Below are 18,216 nucleotides of genomic sequence, written 5' to 3' on the forward strand. Positions count from 1 at the left end.
TTTGGGTGGTGGGGGGGGGGCCGCCCCCCCCCCCCCCCCCCGGCGGGGGGGGGGCGCCGCCCCCCCCCCCCCCCCCCCCCCCCCCCCGGGGGGGGGGGGGGGGCCGCCCGCCCCGCGCCCCCCCCCCCCCCCCCCCGATCACTCCGCCTCCGCCTGCCGCGCCGCCGCGTCGATCGCCGCCAGCGACCTGCGGACCTGGTTGCGGTCCGTGGTGTACCAGAAGTCGGGCAGTGAGGACTTGAGATATCCGCCGTACCGCGCGGTGGCCAGCCGCTGGTCGAGTACGGCGACCACGCCGCGGTCGCCCGACGCGCGTACGAGGCGGCCGGCCCCCTGGGCCATCAGGAGCGCGGCGTGGGTGGCGGCGACCGCCATGAAGCCGTTGCCGCCGGCGTCCTCGACGGCCTTCTGCCGGGCGCTCATCAGCGGGTCGTCCGGGCGCGGGAACGGGATCTTGTCCATGACGACCAGCTGGCAGCTGGGGCCGGGGACATCGACGCCCTGCCAGAGCGACAGCGTGCCGAAGAGACAGGTCCTGGGGTCCGCGGCGAAGTTCTTGATCAGCTCGCCGAGGGTCTCCTCACCCTGCAGGAGGACCGGGAACTCGGGAATCCGGACGCGCAGTTCCTCGGCGGCCTGCTGCGCGGCCCGCATCGAGGAGAAGAGGCCGAGCGTACGGCCGCCGGCGGCCTGGATCAGCTCGGTCAGTTCGTCGAGCATGTCGGCGCGGTCGCCGTCCCGTGCGGGGCGTGACAGGTGCTTGGCGACGTAGAGGATGCCCTGCTTCGGATAGTCGAAGGGCGAGCCGACGTCGACGCCCTTCCACTGCGGGAGGTCCTCGCCCTCCGTGCCCTCCGGGGCCAGGCCCAGGGATGCGCCGACTCCGTTGAAGTCACCGCCGAGCTTCAGGGTCGCCGAGGTGAGGACGACCGAGCGGTCCGCGAAGAGCTTCTCCCTGAGCAGGCCGGACACCGACATCGGGGCGACCCGGAGGGAGGCGCCGAAGCGGTCGTGGCGTTCGTACCAGACGACGTCCCACTCGGAGCCGTTCACGATCCGCTCCGCCACGTCGTGCACGGTCTCCACGGAGGCCAGCGCCTGCTTGCGGACGGCGTCCTCGTCCTGGACCGACTTGTCACGGGTGGTACCCAGCGCGGAGATCACGGTGCGGGCGGCGTCCCTGAGCGCCGCCAGGGCGTAACCGAGATCCTCCGGGATCTCCTCCAGGCGGCCCGGCAGGGCCAGCTCCATCAGCCGCTCGAAGCCCTCGGCGGCGGTCTGGAGCTGGTCGGCGGCCTTCTCGTCGACCAGTTTGGCGGCGCGCCGGACCGCGCGGTTGACCTGACCCGGGGTGAGTTCGCCGGTGGCGACGCCGGTGACGCGGGAGACCAGTTCGTGCGCCTCGTCCACGATCAGCACCTCGTGCTGCGGGAGCACCGGGGCGCCCTCGATGGCGTCGATCGCGAGCAGGGCGTGGTTGGTGACGACCACCTCGGCGAGCTTCGCACGCTCACGGGCCATCTCGGCGAAGCACTCGGCGCCGTAGGCGCACTTGGACGCGCCGAGGCACTCCCGGGAGGAGACCGAGACCTGGGCCCAGGCCTTGTCGGAGACGCCCGGCGTGAGGTCGTCGCGGTCGCCGTTCTCGGTCTCGTCGGCCCAGTCGCGCAGGCGCAGCAGGTCCTGACCGAGCTTGCTGGTGGGCGCGGCCGCCTCGAACTGGTCGAAGAGGCCCTCCTCCTCGTCCTGCGGCATGCCCTCGTGCAGCCGATGCAGGCACAGATAGTTCGACCTGCCCTTGAGCATGGCGAACTCCGGGCGCCGGCGCAGCAGCGGGTGCAGGGCGTCGACGGTGCGCGGCAGATCGCGCTCGACGAGCTGTCTCTGCAGGGCGAGGGTCGCCGTCGCGACGACGACCCGCTCTCCGTGGGCGAGCGCGGGCACCAGGTAGCCGAGCGACTTTCCGGTGCCGGTGCCGGCCTGGACCAGCAGATGGGATCCGTCGTCGATCGCTTCGGCGACCGATTCGGCCATGGTCACCTGGCCGGGGCGCTCCGTACCGCCGACAGCTGTGACAGCGGCATGCAGGAGTTCAGGGAGTGAGGGCTTCGTCATAGCGCGACCACCCTACGACCCGGCACTGACAACCGGGCGATCAATGCGGGGACGAAGGGTGGGATCACGCCGAGGGCTCCTGGGCGGGCAGGCGGAGGGGGAAGGCCGGATCCGGGACCGGGCCGCCCGGATTTTTTCCGGACCACCGGGAACTCGACAAATCGCCGCTTCGTACTACATGTGTACACGCAATCACTCAGCGCTACATCAGATGACGTAGGGACCGGTCCCGGATCATGAGGGCGGCCCGTTTGGCAGGCAGGTCGACCTCGGAGGCGTAGCGGAAGCCCGCGTTGAGGAAGGCGGCCACGGAGGGGGTGTTATGGAGATCGGGTTCCGCGACGACGCGGGCGCAGGCGGGGCGGTGATCGAGTACGTGGTCGGCCACGGCTCTGAGCAGGGCGGACCCCAGTCCTCGTCCTCGGTCGGCGGCATCGCCGACGAGAAGATGGACACCGGTGTCGTGCGGGCGGGCCGGATAGTGGCGGGCGAGCGGGTCCAGGTCGGCTCGATAGATCTCCCAGTAGCTCATCGGGGTGCCGTCGAGCACGCCCAGACACGGCACGCTGCGTCCGTCTCCCGCGAGCTGGGCGCGCAGATGGTCCTCCGTCTGCGCCCGTGAGCCGGCCAGCTGCCAGAACGCGGCCACGGCAGGGTCGTTCATCCAGTCGCTGATGACCGGCAGGTCACGTTCGACCTGGACCGGCAGCAGGTGGAAGACGCCGACCGGCGTCTCGGTCGGGCCCCAGGTGCCGACTTGGTCGAGCAGGTCGGGCGGCCCCGGCGGGTCCAGGAGGCCACGTCTCTCGTGAACGAGCCCGGGGGCTCGTTCGTCGGTCTCGGGAGTCGTCCCGGCGATGAGGGCGAGGAGTTCGCCGGGCAGGCGGAGGTCCAGGGTGTCCTCGCAGTCCCTGATGTCCTCGGCGGTCCCGGAACGGCCGGGGTGGCCGGTGGGTCCGGGGCGGACCGGGACGGGGCCTGTGTCGGCGCTCGCGTCGGTGGGAGGCATGGTGCGCTCCTCTCAGGAGACGAGGTGGGTCATGTTCCTCGGTCGGTGGACGAAGGGCGGTGAATGCGGCTCGGCGAATGCAGTCGGTCGGCGAAGGGCGGTGCACGAAGGCCGGAGGCGGTGTCGATGGGGTCAGGAGGGCGCGGAGTGGAGGGGGTTGGCGATGGTGACGTAGACGGACTGGGTGTCGACCGGGCCCACGAGTTCGTCGAGGCCGTGCAGCCGGGTCAGCAGGTTGGCCTTGCAGCGCAGGACGGGTGAGTCGAGCAGGCGGCCGGGCAGGGGGCTGCGCAGCCGGGCGGGACCGGTGGCCGCGTCGGTGAGGAACCGGCGGAACGCCGCGAGCAGCAGCCGCTCGTCGGCGAGCCGCTGGGAGCCGAACGCGCCGATCAGGCCGAGCACGTTGTTGATGCCGAGGTAGTAGGCGAAGCGTTCGTCGGTGACCTCGTCGGAGACGAAGGTGTCGCTGTGCTCGCCGACACCGGGCAGCCTGGCGTCGAGGTCGGCCCGTCGGGACTCGCGGAAGTAGTAGCCCTGGTTGTCTCGGTAGCGCCCGCCGGCCGGCCAGCCGTCGGTGTCCAGCAGGAGGAGGGTGTTCTGCTGGTGCGCCTCCAGGGCGATGCCGCCCTCGCCGTCCAGCCAGAGCACCGGGCGGACGACCTGCTCCAGGTAGCGCAGGAACCACTCGGCGCTGACGGCGCCCACGGGCCGGCCGGTGCGTTCGGCGAGCCGGGAGACCACCCGGGCCAGCCGGGAGCGGTACGGGCGGGGCCTGCCGTTCGCCGCCGGGACGTCGAGGGGCCGGGGCGTGACCAGCCCGGCGACGCAGGACACGTCGTCGGTGGGGGCGAACGGGTTGTGCCGGATCACCACGTCGAGTCCGGTGACGGGCCGGCCGTCCAGGCCGTCGACGGCCAGCCAGGCGGGGTCGCGCACGATGTCGAAGCCGGGGTGGGCGGCCTGCCACTGCTTGGCGAGGCCGGTACGGAGCAGGCGGTGCACCTCGACGCCTCGGTGGAGTTCCTTGCGGAGGTTCTCCCGGCGAGAGTTGGTGATGCGCAGACCGAGCGACAGCTTGAGCATGGCGGGGGCGCCGGTGCGGTGGACGGTTCGTACGGAGGAGGTGGGACACCAGGGGGCGCCGAGTGGGCCCAGGTCGCGCAGGAGCCCGGCGTCGAGGAGGGCGGCGGTCTCCTCGCGGTGACCGATCTCGCGGGCCTGCCACGGATGCAGGGGCAGGGCGGCGGCACAGCCCTCGGGCAGGGGCAGGGCCGTGCCGGCCAGGCGCTCCATGAGGTCGGGTGCGGGGACGGGACGGCCTCGCTCGGTCCAGGCCGAGTCGGTGGCGAGCAGGGAGGAAGCGACCGCGATCCAGTGCAGGGGGAAGGAGCCGCGCAACTCCGGTGAGTAGAGCCGGGCTTCGGACTCGGTCAGGCCCTCGCGGCTCTTCGGGGTCGGGTGCAGCGGGTGCCCGAGGAGGAGTGCCTGCTCGGCGGCGAGGAAGCGGTCGGGGCCGTCGGCGGGGTGGGCGCGCCGGTCCGCGATGAAAGTGACGGTGCGACGCAGGGAGTCGGCGACCCGGGCCACGAGGTCGGCGGTGTCCGGGGTGGCCCGGGCGCTGCCGGGAGCCTTGTCGGCAGCGTGGCCGACCGTGCCTCCGGTGTGGGTCGCTGCCGTGCCTCCGGTGTGGGTGGCCGCCCTGCCTTCGCCGTGGGCCGCCGTGCTCCTGGTGCGGCCGGTGCTGCCTCCGGCGGGGCCGGTGCCGTTCTCGGCATGGCCCGGGTCGACCTCGGCATGGCCTGTGTCGACCCCGGCCCGGTCGGCGGTGCCCGCCGGTCCCGTGGGCGTCTCGCGGGTGAGCAGGGCGGCGAGGGCGACCGCGTCCACGGGCGGGGCGGTGTCGGGGGCGCCGGCCAGGCGGGGCTGGCCGAAGCGGTGCCAGCCGGTCGGGGACCAGTGGCGGATCGGGGTGACCAGCGCCGTACCGCTGGCGGGGAGCGGGATGCGGAGGGCGCCGGTGTCGGGCGTGGGCAGGTCCGTCTCGCGTACCCAGCAGCGAAGCAGGTTCTCCACGGCGGCGGCCTGGGCGGCGATGTACGGGTCGGGGTGTTCGAGGAGGTCACCCGTGTCGTCGCGTGGCCGCTCGGGCTGGGAGGTACGGCCTCGTTGCTGGGGGACCGACTCGGCGAGCGGAAGGGGGCGTCCCTGTGGGCCTTGGTCTCCGTTGTCGTCGGGCGCGGGGGTGGCGTTCAAGGCGGGTTCCTCGGGGCTCGGGCGGTGCGGTGTTCGGCGTCGTGGCGGCGAAGCGGGCTGGTCGGTTGGTGGGTCGGGTGCTGAGTGTCCTGATGAGAGGGGTGCGGATGATGTGGGGTGGTTCGTTTCGTCGGGCGGTCGGTGCGCTCCGGGGCCATCGGCCGGCCGGTTCGTCCGGGGTGCTCCGGCCGGGCGAGGTGTGCCGGCCCGGCCGGGCTGCCGTCGGCGGTTCGGCGGACAGGTGCCGTCCGGATGGTCCGGACGGTCCGGACCATCCGAGCGGTGCGGGTGATCCGACCGGTCCGGACGGCACTGGCTGTCCGAGCGGCCCCGGCGGTCTGGACGGCCGCGGCGACGGATCCGCTCCGGACGGTTCGGGCGGCGGGTTCGTGTCGGGGGTGCCGGCCGACCGGGGCTTTCCCGGGGCGACGGTCAGCCGTCCGGTTCCTTGCGGCCCTCGAGGCGTCGGGGCCGGGCACCGTGGGCGGCCGGGTCGCGGGCCACGGCCGTCACGGCGTCGGCGAGGCGGTCCAGTACGGCGGCCGCCTGTTCGTCGGTGATGGTCAGGGGCGGCAGCAGTCGTACGACACCGCCGTGCCGGCCGCCGAGTTCGACGATCAGGCCCCGTTCCAGGCAGGCGCGCTGCACGGCCGAGGCCAGTTCGGGAGCGGCGGGGCTCGGCCCGGGCCGGGCTTCACCGTCCCGCCCCCTCGCCGCAGCGCCCGTAGCCGCAGCGCCCCGCGCCGCCGCGACCGCATCACCGCCCTCCTGAGCCCGCGCCTCCCTCGCGCGGTCCTCGGTCTTCTCCGTGGGCTCCTCCCCCTCCGGGTCCACCAGCTCCACCCCGATCATCAGGCCCCGCCCCCGCACGTCTCCGACGCACGCGAAGTCGTCCTGGAGTCGGCGGAGTTGGGAGAGCATCCGGGCGCCAAGCCGGCCGGCTCGTTCGGCGAGGGCGTTCTCGCGGACGTGGGCGAGGGTGGCGGTACCGGCGGCCATGGCGAGTTGGTTGCCGCGGAAGGTGCCGGCGTGGGCGCCGGGCTCCCACACGTCGAGGTCGTCGCGGTAGACGACGACGGCGAGGGGAAGGCTGCCGCCGATGGCCTTGGACAGGACCATCACGTCGGGGGTGACGCCGCTGTGTTCGACGGCCCAGAAGGCGCCGGTCCTGCCCACCCCGGTCTGGATCTCGTCCGCGATCAGCGGGATGGAGCGGTCGGCGGTGAGCCGGCGCATCCGGCGGAGCCAGTCGTCCGGCGCGGGGATCACCCCGCCCTCGCCCTGCACGGGTTCGAGGATCATGCCGGCGGGGAGGGGGACGCCGGACTTGGGGTCGTCGAGGACGGTCTCGGTCCAGCGGGCGGCGAGTTCGGCGCCGCGGGGGCCGCCGACGCCGAACGGGCAGCGGTAGTCCTGGGGGTAGGGCAGCCGGGCGACGCGGACGTCGCCGGCTCCGCCGGAGGCGGCCAGGGCACCGGTGGTCATCCCGTGGTAGGCGCCGGTGAAGGCGAGGATGCCGGTGCGGCCGGTCGCGGCCCGGACGAGTTTGAAGGCGGCCTCGACGGCGTCCGTGCCGGCGGGCCCGCAGAACTGGACGCGGGCGCGGTCGGCGAGGCCCGCCGGCAGGGTGCGGAACAGTTCGGTGATGAAGGCGTCCTTGACGGGGGTCGCCAGGTCCAGGACGGAGAGCGGGGCACCGGAGTCGAGGACCTTGCGGATCGCTTCCAGCACGACGGGGTGGTTGTGGCCGAGGGCGAGGGTGCCGGCGCCGGAGAGGCAGTCCAGGTAGCGGCGTCCGTCGGCGCCCTCGATGGTAAGGCCACGGGCCCGCACCGGCACGATGGGCAGGGCGCGCGCGTAGGTACGTGCCCGCGACTCACGCGCCGACTGGCGCCTCAGGATCCCCTCCTGTGCCTCGCGCGCTCCCCCGAACGTATCCCCGGTCACCGGTTCCGTCACGGCCACGGCTCGCTGTCCTCCCCGCTGTCCAGAGGCGAGTTGATCGGCGGGCACCGGGCACAGGCAGCCGGACCCCCACCGCTACCAACCCCGGACCGCCCGGCGGGTTACGGGTCACTTCAAGATCATTGCCGTGAGCTTGCCGTTCCCGGCCCGGCCGACGTCCGACCCGTCGGACGGGGATTCACCCGGGTCACCTGCGACGCACCGATCCCACCGGCGAACCGGGGTTGCCTCGCTGGTGGGGCCCGTAGCAAAACCGTTGCCCGTCCATCGGGAGCGCCGCACAGCGAGCGCATAGTGTGTGGCGCTGAAGTTCCTTATCAACAGGGGGAGTCACCACCATGCGATCCATCCGGCCGTCGTTCGCCCTTCGAGGTGGAGGGGGCGCGCCGCGTGCGCTGGCGGCCGTCTCCCTCGCCTCGGTGCTGGCGCTGACCGCCACCGCCTGCAGCGGCTCCGGGGACGACAACGCCGACGGCCCGGCGCCCGCGTCCGCCACGGCCGACACCGGTGACGGCAAGATCAAGATCCCGGACGACATCAAGAAGAGGCTCAAAGAGCACGGGATCGACATCGACAAGTGGAAGAACGGCGCCTGGCAGAACTGGGACAAGGACGACTGGCTGCGCGAGGCCAACGACTTCATCAACCCCATCATCAAGGGCCTGTGGGACCCGAACCGGATGCGGGATGCCAACGACCCCGACAGGGACAAGGGCGTCGACGACAACGACCTCTCCGGTGACCAGGGGGTGACCGACCCCACGCCGGAGCCGGTCCAGGCGAAGGCGGTGCGGCCTGCGTACCACGCGAGCGCGGCCACGGCCGGGAAGGTCTTCTTCGACTCCCCCGAGGGCACGATGGTCTGTTCGGCGACGGTCGTCGAGGACCCGGCGCACCCGGGCAAGTCCAACCTGGTGTGGACGGCGGGGCACTGTGTGCACGCCGGAAAGAAGGGCGGCTGGTACCGCAACATCGCGTTCGTGCCGTCGTACAACGACAAGGGGCTGACGGGTTCGGCGCTGGCGGCGGCGACCCGTTCGGAGGTCGCGCCGTACGGCGTCTGGTGGGGCGACGGGGCCCAGACCTCGCAGCAGTGGATCGACCAGGGCGGCGAGACGGGCGGCGACGGGGCATCGTACGACTACGCCGTGATCCATGTGACGCCTGAGCAGGGCAACGGCGGCAAGTCGCTCGAGGAGACAGTGGGTTCGGCGTTGCCGGTGAACTTCGACGCGCCTGCGGTGCCGAAGGTGTCGAGCATGACCGCCACCGGGTATCCAGCGGCGAAGCCGTACGACGGGTCGCTGTTGTATCAGTGCGCGGACAGGCCGGGGCGGCTGTCGGTGGATGCGTCGGCGCCGACGATGTACCGGATCGGCTGCACGATGACCGGCGGCGCGTCGGGCGGCGGCTGGGTGGAGACGGGCGCCGACGGCAAGCCGGCGCTGGTGTCCAACACGTCGATCGGGCCGGTCGGTTCGGGGTGGCTGGCGGGGCCGCGGTTCGGTGATGTGGCCAAGGGAGTTTATGAGGGGGTCAGCAAGGAGTTTACTGATCAGTGAGGGGGTGAGATTCGCCTTCGCGCCATGGTTCGACAGGTGCGTGGGCGGGTGACTCGCCGTCGTGGTTGATCGCGCAGTTCCCCGCGCCCCCCAAGACATGAAGGCCCGCCCCCGCAGTAAAGGGGGCGGGCCTTCACTTGCGCGGTGTCACGCGGCCGGAGCCGGGGCGTACGGCGTCAGTTCTGCCGCCAGTTCCTCGTGGACGCGGACCTTGAGGAGGGTGCCCTCGGCGGTGTGCTCCTCCGAGAGGACCTCGCCCTCGTTGTGGGCGCGGGCGACCAGCTTGCCGTGGGTGTACGGGACCAGGGCCTCGATCTCGACCGACGGGCGGGGCAGCTCGTTGTCGATCAGGGCGAGGAGTTCCTGGATGCCCTGGCCGGTGCGGGCCGAGACCGCGAGCGAGCGCTTCTCGTTGCGCAGCAGCCGCTGGAGGACCAGCGGGTCGGCCGCGTCGGCCTTGTTGATCACGACGATCTCGGGTACGTCGGTGGCACCGACGTCCCTGATCACCTCGCGCACGGCGGCCAGCTGCTCCTCCGGGGCCGGGTGCGCGCCGTCGACCACGTGGAGGATCAGGTCGGAGTCGCCGACCTCCTCCATGGTGGAGCGGAACGCCTCGACCAGGTGGTGGGGCAGGTGGCGGACGAAGCCGACGGTGTCCGCGAGGGTGTAGAGGCGGCCACTGGGCGTCTCCGCGCGGCGGACGGTCGGGTCCAGGGTCGCGAACAGCGCGTTCTCGACCAGGACGCCGGCGCCCGTGAGGCGGTTGAGCAGGGAGGACTTGCCGGCGTTGGTGTAGCCCGCGATGGCGACGGACGGCACCTTGTTGCGGCGGCGCTCCTGGCGCTTGATCTCGCGGCCGGTCTTCATCTCCGCGATCTCCCGGCGCATCTTCGCCATCTTCTCGCGGATCCGCCGCCGGTCCGTCTCGATCTTGGTCTCACCGGGACCACGGGTGGCGAGGCCGCCGCCCTTGCCGCCGCCCATCTGGCGGGACAGCGACTGACCCCAGCCTCGCAGCCTCGGCAGCATGTACTGCATCTGCGCGAGCGAGACCTGCGCCTTGCCCTCGCGGGACTTGGCGTGCTGGGCGAAGATGTCCAGGATCAGGGCGGTCCGGTCGATGACCTTGACCTTGACGACGTCCTCCAGCTGGATCAGCTGTCCCGGGCTGAGCTCACCGTCGCAGATGACGGTGTCAGCGCCCGTTTCGACGACGATGTCGCGGAGCTCCAGGGCCTTGCCGGAGCCGATGTAGGTGGCCGCGTCGGGCTTGTCCCGGCGCTGGATGACGCCGTCGAGGACGAGCGCGCCCGCGGTCTCGGCGAGGGCGGCCAGCTCCGCGAGGGAGTTGTCCGCGTCCTGCACGGTGCCCGAGGTCCACACCCCGACCAGCACGACCCGCTCCAGACGGAGCTGTCGGTACTCGACCTCGGTGACGTCCTCGAGCTCCGTTGAGAGGCCCACGACGCGGCGCAGGGCCGCGCGCTCGGAGCGGTCGAACTGGTCGCCGTCCCGGTCTCCGTCGATCTCGTGGCTCCAGGCGACGTCCTCTTCCATCAGGGCATCGGCCCGAAGACCGTCGGGGTAGTCCTGCGCGAGGCGCCTGGTGTCCTGGGAAGGGGAAGAAGAGGAGGTCATTGGGTCCTTACGTCGATGGGAGTGCCGAAGCCGGCCTTCGACTTCTCAACGTACGAGTACCCCGGGAGATTCCCCGCGACCCGTACCGTGCCGACCTGAGCCGACCTGAGCCGACCTGAGCCGACCTGAGCCGACCTGAGCCGACCTGAGCCGACCTGTGGCCGGCTGTGCCGGCCTCACGATGGTCGCACGGTACGCCCCGTCCCGGCACCGTGTTATTCCGGGGGCCGCCCCGCCGTCACTTCTTGGTGTGCTTCTTCGGGGCCGCGACCTGCTTCCAGTCGGGGTGGCCGGGCATCGGCGGGGTCTTCGCGCCGTACAGCCAGGCGTCGAAGAAACCGCTCAGGTCGCGGCCCGCGACCGCGGAGGCGAGGCGGACGAAGTCGGCGGTCGTGGCGGTGGCGTCCCTGTGCCGCTGGACCCAGATCCGCTCCAGGCGCTCGAAGGCGGGCTTGCCGATCTCCTGGCGCAGGGCGTAGAGGGCGAGGGCGGCACCGTCGTAGATGTTGGGGCGGAAGATGCTGATCTTCTGGCCGGGCTCGGGTGCCTTGGGCAGGGCGGGCGGCCCGCCTTCGGCGCGCCAGCGGTCGGAGGCGCCGTACGCGGCCTTCATCCGGTCGATCATGGGCTGGTGGCCCTTCTCCTGCGCGTACAGCTCCTCGTACCAGGTGGCGTGGCCCTCGTTCAGCCAGACGTCGGACCAGACGCGGGGGCTGACGCTGTCGCCGAACCACTGGTGGGACAGCTCGTGCACCATGACCGACTCGATGTACCACTTGGGGTACGCGGGCTCGGTGAACAGTTTCTTCTCGAAGAGGGAGAGGGTCTGGGTCTCCAGCTCGAACCCGGTGGACGCCTGTGCCATGAGCACGCCGTACGTCTCGAACGGGTACGTCCCGACCTTGCTCTCCAGCCAGGCGATCTGGTCCGGGGTCTTGGCCAGCCAGGGTTCGAGCTTCTTGGCGTCGGCGCTCGGGACGACGTCCCGGACGGGCAGGCCGTGCGGGCCGGTGCGGTGCAGCACGGCGGAGCGGCCGATGGAGACCTGGGCCAGCTCGGTGGCCATGGGGTGCTGGGTGCGGTAGGTCCAGGTGGTCTGGCCGCCGACCCGGGCGGAGTCGGTGGGCAGGCCGTTGGCGACGACGGTGTAGCCGTTCGGGGCGGTGATGTGGAAGGTGAACATCGCCTTGTCGGACGGGTGGTCGTTGCACGGGAAGACCAGGTGGGCGGCGTCGGCCTGGTTGGCCATGGCGAGCCCGTCGGTGGTGCGCACCCACCCGCCGTCCTGGCCCTTGGCGGAGACCGGGTCACTGGTGTGCTTCACCGTGATCCGCGTCCAGTCGCCCCGCCGCAGCGGCTGGTCCGGCGTGACGACCAGGTCCTCGCCGGCACCGGCGAAGGCGGCCGGCCGGCCGTCGACCTCGACGGACTCGACCTTGCCGTGCGCGAAGTCGAGGTTGAGGCGGTCCAGGTCCGCGGTGGCCCAGGCGTCGATGGTGGTCACGGCCTGCAGCGGCCTGTCGTTGCTGCCCGGATAGGTGAAGGAGAGGTCGTACGACGCCACGTCGTACCCCGGGTTGCCGAGGTACGGGAAGAGCCGGTCGCCGACGCCGAGCGGGGCCGGCGGGGCGCTCGCGCCGAGGAGGGCGACGGAGACGGCGGAGGCGAGGAGGGCGGCGGCCCGCCGGTGCCGGAGCGGTCGGCTGGCGCGCCGTGACGGGCGGGTGCGGAGGGTGAGCGGCATGGACCACCGCTACCAGCCCACTCCGCGCTCACGGCGCCGACGCGCGACCAAACCACTCGATCGGGTAGGTCATTGGTGTTGCGCTCGGCCGACGTCGTACACACCGGGCACGTTGCGCATCGCGCGCATCAGGGCGGGCAGGTGGGCCGCGTCCGGGAGCTCCACGGTGTACGTGTGCCGGACCCGCTGCTGGCTGGGAGGTTCCACGGTCGCCGAGACGATCTCGGCGCCCTCCTGGGCCATCGCCTCGGTGAGGTCGGCGAGCAGATGGGGCCGCCCGAACGATTCGGCGACCAGGGTGACCCGGCAGGCGGTGCTGTCGCCCCAGGTCACGGCCACCTCGGGGCGCCCGGTGCCCTTCATGTGCGCCACCGAGGCGCACTCCACGCGGTGCACGGTGACCACTCCGCCGCGCACGGCGAAGCCGGTGACCTCGTCGGGCGGTACGGGGGTGCAGCAGCCGGCGAGGCGTACGGTCGCGCCGGGCCGGTCGGGGATCACCGCATTCGCGGTCCTGGGGGCGGTGCTGGGGGCGGTGCCGGAGACCAGGGGGTCGGGTACGGGACGGCTGGAGGCCGGGGCCGGCGGCTCCCCGGTGCTGTCCGGGTGGGCGGCCAGCCAGCGCTGGATGGCGATCCGGGCCGCCGGGGTGTGGGCGTGCTCCAGCCACTCCCGGGAGGGCTCGGAGGCCGGGTCCTGGCCCATCAGGAGCTGGACGGTGTCGCCGTCCGTGAGGACCGTGCTGAGGGTCGCGAGGCGACCGTTGACGCGGGCGCCGATGCAGGCGTGGGCGTCCTCGCCGTACTGGGCGTAGGCGGCGTCGACGCAGGTGGCTCCCTCGGGGAGGCCCAGGGTGCCGCCGTCGGGGCGGAAGACGGTGATCTCGCGGTCCTGGGCGAGGTCCTCGCGCAGGGTGGACCAGAAGGTGTCGGTGTCCGGCGCGGCCTTCTGCCAGTCGAGGAGGCGGGAGAGCCAGCCTGGGCGGGTGGGGTCGGCGCGCTCGCCGTCGGCCGGGGCGTCGGCGGTCTCCGCCGCGGCGACGTCGGCGGCCGGGGCGTAGGGGTTGCCGAGGGCGACGACGCCGGCCTCGGCGACCTTGTGCATCTGGTGGGTGCGGATGAGGACTTCGGCGACCTGCCCGTCGGCGCGGGCGACCGCCGTGTGCAGCGACTGGTACAGGTTGAACTTCGGTACCGCGATGAAGTCCTTGAACTCCGAGACCACCGGGGTCATGCACGTGTGCAGTTCGCCGAGGACGGCGTAACAGTCCGCGTCCTCGTTGACCAGCACCAGGAGCCGGCCGAAGTCGGCGCCGCGCAGTTCGCCGCGTTTGCGGCTGACGCGGTGGACGGAGACGAAGTGCCGGGGCCGGATGAGGACTTCGGCCGGGATGTCGGCCTCGCGCAGCACGCCGCGCACCTCGTCGGCGATCCCCGCGAGGGGGTCGTCGGCGCGGGCCGCGTTCTCGGCGATCAGCTCCCGGGTGTGCTCGTACTCCTCGGGGTGCAGGATGGCGAAGACCAGGTCCTCCAGCTCGGTCTTGAGCGCCTGCACGCCGAGCCGTTCGGCGAGCGGGATGAGGACGTCACGGGTGACCTTGGCGATGCGTTCCTGTTTCTCGCGGCGCATCACGCCGAGGGTGCGCATGTTGTGCAGACGGTCGGCGAGCTTGATCGACATCACCCGGACGTCGCTGCCGGTGGCGACGAGCATCTTCCGGAACGTCTCGGGCTCGGCGGCGGCCCCGTAGTCGACCTTCTCGAGTTTCGTCACCCCGTCGACCAGATAACGGACCTCCTCGCCGAACTGTTCCCGCACCTGGTCGAGCGTCACGTCGGTGTCCTCGACGGTGTCGTGGAGCAGAGACGCCGTCAGGGTCGTGGTCTCGGCGCCGAGTTCGGCGAGGATCAGGGTGACCGCGAGGGGGTGGGTGATGTACGGCTCCCCGCTCTTGCGCATCTGGCCGCGGTGCGAGGACTCGGCCAGCACGTACGCGCGGCGCAGGGGTTCGAGGTCGGCGTCGGGGTAGTGGGCGCGGTGCGCCTCGGCGACATGCCCGATGGCGTCGGGGAGTCTGCCGCGGGCGGCGTTGCCGAGCAGCGCGGCCCGGCCGAGCCGGCGCAGGTCGATCCGGGGGCGGGCCTTCCTGCGGACCGCCGCCGCGGGCGCTGCGGGACCGGGCGTCGCAGGGTTCGTGGCCTCCGCACTCATGGGCACCTCCGGCTCGTGGACCGGCGGACGGGGCCCCAGGGCATACGAGGCTCAGGGATTGGCGACGTTCCCCCGTCCGTGCCGGTGCTTGATGCTATCGAGCCCATCACCCCTGATTGACCGGCTCCCGCCGAGCGTGAAACGGATCACCCAATCGAGCGACGATTTCGAGGTTTACGATTTTGCGCCACCTGTTCGGGGGGTGGCCGACGTTTCTCGCCACTCACGGCAAAGCGGGCCGTGGATCCGGGTGTTGGAGCACCTCCCGGACCACGGTTTACGACCCGCAGTCAGCTCAACGGCCAGCGTTTTCCAGCCACTCGGCGTCGATCTCGCCCGTGGCGACAATCACTGCGGGGCCGGTCATCTCGATCTCGCCGTCGGGCCGCTCGGTGATGACGAGCCGTCCGCCGGGCACGTCCACGGTGTACGTCGCCGGGGCGCCGGTGACCGAGGGGTCGGCGCCGTCGCGGCGGGCGGCGGCCACGGCGACCGCGCAGGCGCCGGTGCCGCAGGAGCGGGTCTCGCCGGAGCCGCGCTCATGCACGCGCATCGCGACGTGGCGGGGGCCGCGGTCGACGACGAACTCGACGTTGACCCCTTCGGGGTAGGCCGACGGGGGGCTGAAGGGGGGCGGGGTGTAGAGGTCGCCGGCGTCGGCGAGGTCCGCGACGAAGGCGACGGCGTGCGGGTTGCCCATGTTCACGTTCCGCGCGGGCCAGGTGCGGTCGCCGACGCTGACGGTCACGTCGCCCTCGGGGAGGCGGGCGCTGCCCATGCCGACGGTGATGTCCCCGTCCTTCGCGATGTGCACGGTCTTGGTGCCGCCGCGGGTGGCGACCGTGAGGTCGCCCTGTGTGGCGTGGCCGGCGTGCTGGAGGTAGCGGGCGAAGACGCGGACGCCGTTGCCGCACATCTCGGCGATCGAGCCGTCGCCGTTGCGGTAGTCCATGAACCACTCGGCGTCGGCGGCCATCCCCTTGGCCTCGGGGTGCGCGGCGGACCGTACGACGTGCAGCACGCCGTCGGCGCCGATGCCGGCGCGGCGGTCGCAGAGGGCGGCTACGGCGGCCGGGGTGAGGTCCAGGGCGTTGTCGGGATCCGGGACGATCACGAAGTCGTTCTCGGTGCCGTGGCCCTTGAGGAAGGGGATGCTCATTCTTCGAGGGTAAAGGAGGGGTGCGGGGCCGTGCGGATGGTGGTCCGGGTGGGGGCTGGTCGCGCAGTTCCCCGCGCCCCTTTCGGGGCGCTCCGGTGAGGGGCGCTTCCAGCGCAGCCCCGCTTCAGTACAGCGACTGCTTCAGCGCAGGCGCGCTACGCGCCAGACCGCCAGGACGGCGACGATCGCCACCAGAATCACGTAGCCGAGCACCACCCGCCAGTCGGGCCTGCGGCCCGCACCGCGGGGTGGGAGGCCGGGCCATGTGTAGCCGACCTTCCTCGCCGCCATCATGCCCCAGCCCGCCGCGCAGGAGCAGATCAGCAGGCCCAGCATGGCGATCACCGCGCCGCTGTCGCCGAAGTCGAAGGCCAGCGGGAAGGCGAACATCAGGGAGCCGACCGCGGCCAGGCCGACGATGGGCGCCAGCTGCCACAGGCGCAGGCGGCGCTGCGGGCGGAGCTCCACCTCGACCTCGGGGCCGCTCGCGAACATCTCCTCCGGCTCGGGGCCGTCGGCGGTGACGCCGCCGCCCATCGTGTCGTCCGGACCGTCCGGCGAGAGTCGCCCCTCACCCTCCTCGACGTCACCCGGTTCCAGGGCCTCGACGGCGACGTGCTCGGTGTCGTGTGCGGTGTCGCGAGGGCCGGCCTCCATCGCCACGCGCCCTCCCAACCTAGGACTCCACTTGCGATCGAAGCTCGATGATGGCACGGCGCCGGAGCCCTCGATGACCGGTGGCGCATCCCGATGCCATGACGTGATCAGGCTGTGACCGGTCGTTCGACCAACGCCAGGGCCTGCCGCGGAAGTTCTTCGCGGTCCGCCGAGGCCCCACTCAACCAGTGCACCCGGGGGTCGCGCCTGAACCATGAATCCTGGCGGCGCGCGAAGCGCTTGGTGGCACGGACGGTCTCCGCCCGTGCTTCCGCTTCCGTGCACTCGCCGGCGAGCGCCGCCAGGACCTGCTGGTAGCCGAGGGCTCGCGACGCCGTGCGTCCCTCGCGCAGCCCTTGCGCCTCCAGTGCGCGCACCTCGGCCACCAGCCCGGCCTCCCACATCCGGTCGACGCGCAGCGCGATGCGCTCGTCGAGTTCGGGGCGGGCCACGTCGACGCCGATCTGGACGGTGTCGTAGACCGAGTCGTGGCCGGGCAGGTTGGCGGTGAAGGGGCGCCCGGTGATCTCGATCACCTCCAGCGCGCGGACGATACGGCGGCCGTTGCTGGGCAGGATCGCGCGGCCCGCCTCGGGGTCGGCGGCGGACAGCCGGGCGTGCAGGGCGCCGGAGCCGCGCAGGGCGAGCTCGTCCTCCAGGCGGGCCCGCACCTCGGGGTCGGTGCCGGGGAACTCCAGGTTGTCGACGGCGCCGCGGACGTACAGCCCGCTGCCGCCGACCAGGATCGGCCAGCGGCCCTCGGCGAGCAGGGCGTCGATGCGGGCGCGGGCGAGCCGCTGGTACTCGGCGACGGAGGCGGTGACGGTCACGTCCCAGATGTCGAGCAGGTGGTGCGGGACGCCGGCGCGCTCCTCGGGCGTCAGCTTGGCGGTGCCGATGTCCATCCCCCGGTACAGCTGCATGGAGTCGGCGTTGACGACCTCCCCGCCGAGCCGCTGGGCCAGGAAGACGCCGAGGTCGGACTTTCCGGCCGCGGTGGGGCCGACGACGGCGATGACACGGGGGGCGGGGGGTGCGCTGCTCACCGCACCAGTCTCGCAAACCTCGGAGGCGGCTCTCGAACGAGTTACGTGACGGAGCGTGTCCGGCTTCGTTGCCCGTTGGGAGGTTCCCGCCACCGCCGCCGAGAGGCCGCGACCGGTCCGGCGCAATCGGACGCACCGGGGTCACGCGGGATTTCGCTCGCACGAGTAACGTATGGAGTGGATATGGGCGTTTTTGCACGGTTCCTTGGGAAGAAGCAGAAGGCGTCGGAAGAGCCGAGGACGTCGGAAGAACCGGAGGTCACGGCGCCGTCCGGTGCCGAGCCCGACGGGCCGGGACCGGAGAACGCCGCGGAGGAGGCGGCCGAGGCCGGGACCGGGGCGAAGGGCTCCGGCGAGGACGACGGCCTGGGCGCGGACGCGAGGACGGAGACGGAGCGCGCCGCGGCCGCCGCCGACACCGAGATTCCCCAGCAGCAGTCCGCCAAGGAGGCCGCCGACAACGAGGCCGGCGAGGGCGCCCGCACATAACGGCCCGCTAGGGAAGCCATAGGGAAGGTAACCATGGGTCTTTTGGACAATTTGAAGGCCAAGCTCGCCCCGGCCAAGGACAAGGCCTCTCACTTCGCGCAGCAGCACGAGGACACGGTCGACAAGCTCCAGCACGGCATCGACAAGGCTGCGCGGGTCGTCGACCAGAAGACCAAGGGCAAGTACAGCGACAAGATCCAGACGGGTACGGGCAGGGCCAAGGGCGCCATGGACCGGTTCGTACACCCGGACGCCGTGGGCGGTACGACGCCCGACCCCACCGCCCCGACCCGGCCGGAGGGGCCGCCGCCGGCTTCCTGAGCCGGGCGGGTCCCGCAAGAGAACGGCGGACGGCCGAGAGTCAC

13 protein-coding genes are annotated in these 18,216 nt (G+C 72.4%); 3 read left to right on the forward strand and 10 right to left on the reverse strand.

What is annotated here, in order from left to right:
• Positions 1–138 precede the first annotated feature (138 nt).
• The 4 genes from ACZ4UV_RS47480 to ACZ4UV_RS47495 all read right to left on the reverse strand — a co-directional run bounded on the left by ACZ4UV_RS47480 (position 139) and on the right by ACZ4UV_RS47495 (position 7,342).
• The gene (locus ACZ4UV_RS47480; protein ID WP_451020673.1) at positions 139–2,115 is read right to left on the reverse strand and encodes an ATP-dependent DNA helicase; all 1,977 of its coding nucleotides are present in this window, start codon (positions 2,113–2,115) and stop codon (positions 139–141) included.
• A 202-nt stretch (positions 2,116–2,317) separates the two neighbouring features.
• A complete protein-coding gene (locus ACZ4UV_RS47485) occupies positions 2,318–3,124 on the reverse strand; it encodes a GNAT family N-acetyltransferase (protein ID WP_467847872.1) in 807 nt (268 codons plus the stop codon).
• 132 nt (positions 3,125–3,256) lie between these two features.
• Positions 3,257–5,377 carry an IucA/IucC family protein gene (locus tag ACZ4UV_RS47490; protein ID WP_451020671.1) on the reverse strand — a complete coding sequence of 707 codons (2,121 nt, stop codon included), beginning with the start codon at positions 5,375–5,377 and terminating at the stop codon, positions 3,257–3,259.
• Positions 5,378–5,809: 432 nt separating this feature from the next.
• Entirely contained in the window at positions 5,810–7,342 is a 1,533-nt protein-coding gene (locus tag ACZ4UV_RS47495; protein WP_451020670.1) for a diaminobutyrate--2-oxoglutarate transaminase family protein, read from the reverse strand.
• Positions 7,343–7,680: 338 nt separating this feature from the next.
• Here ACZ4UV_RS47495 and ACZ4UV_RS47500 point away from each other — a divergent pair, with 338 nt between their 5' ends.
• Positions 7,681–8,904, forward strand: a complete 1,224-nt coding sequence (locus ACZ4UV_RS47500) for a trypsin-like serine peptidase (protein ID WP_451020669.1) — start codon at positions 7,681–7,683, stop codon at positions 8,902–8,904.
• Between the two features lie 147 nt (positions 8,905–9,051).
• On the opposite strand, the gene hflX is transcribed toward ACZ4UV_RS47500, so the two are convergent.
• The 6 genes from hflX to miaA all read right to left on the reverse strand — a co-directional run bounded on the left by hflX (position 9,052) and on the right by miaA (position 17,362).
• Positions 9,052–10,545, reverse strand: coding sequence for a GTPase HflX (gene hflX, locus ACZ4UV_RS47505; protein WP_390035107.1), 1,494 nt, complete (start codon positions 10,543–10,545; stop codon positions 9,052–9,054).
• 238 nt (positions 10,546–10,783) lie between these two features.
• Positions 10,784–12,289 carry a M1 family metallopeptidase gene (locus tag ACZ4UV_RS47510; protein WP_451020668.1) on the reverse strand — a complete coding sequence of 502 codons (1,506 nt, stop codon included), beginning with the start codon at positions 12,287–12,289 and terminating at the stop codon, positions 10,784–10,786.
• A 69-nt stretch (positions 12,290–12,358) separates the two neighbouring features.
• On the reverse strand, positions 12,359–14,500 hold the full coding sequence (locus ACZ4UV_RS47515; protein WP_451020667.1) for a RelA/SpoT family protein: 2,142 nt from the start codon (positions 14,498–14,500) through the stop codon (positions 12,359–12,361).
• Between the two features lie 295 nt (positions 14,501–14,795).
• Entirely contained in the window at positions 14,796–15,659 is an 864-nt protein-coding gene (gene dapF / locus ACZ4UV_RS47520; protein WP_390035110.1) for a diaminopimelate epimerase, read from the reverse strand.
• 141 nt (positions 15,660–15,800) lie between these two features.
• On the reverse strand, positions 15,801–16,316 hold the full coding sequence (locus tag ACZ4UV_RS47525) for a hypothetical protein (RefSeq protein WP_451018034.1): 516 nt from the start codon (positions 16,314–16,316) through the stop codon (positions 15,801–15,803).
• Positions 16,317–16,423: 107 nt separating this feature from the next.
• Complete coding sequence (gene miaA, locus ACZ4UV_RS47530) at positions 16,424–17,362, reverse strand: tRNA (adenosine(37)-N6)-dimethylallyltransferase MiaA (RefSeq protein ID WP_351484870.1); 939 nt, start codon at positions 17,360–17,362, stop codon at positions 16,424–16,426.
• A gap of 183 nt (positions 17,363–17,545) precedes the next feature.
• Here miaA and ACZ4UV_RS47535 point away from each other — a divergent pair, with 183 nt between their 5' ends.
• Positions 17,546–17,851: a hypothetical protein gene (locus ACZ4UV_RS47535; RefSeq protein ID WP_467847888.1), complete on the forward strand. Its 306-nt coding sequence runs from the start codon at positions 17,546–17,548 to the stop codon at positions 17,849–17,851.
• Positions 17,852–17,884: 33 nt separating this feature from the next.
• Positions 17,885–18,172 carry an antitoxin gene (locus ACZ4UV_RS47540; RefSeq protein WP_467847891.1) on the forward strand — a complete coding sequence of 96 codons (288 nt, stop codon included), beginning with the start codon at positions 17,885–17,887 and terminating at the stop codon, positions 18,170–18,172.
• Positions 18,173–18,216: the final 44 nt, after the last annotated feature.

This window comes from Streptomyces sp. NPDC028289, assembly GCF_055565975.1.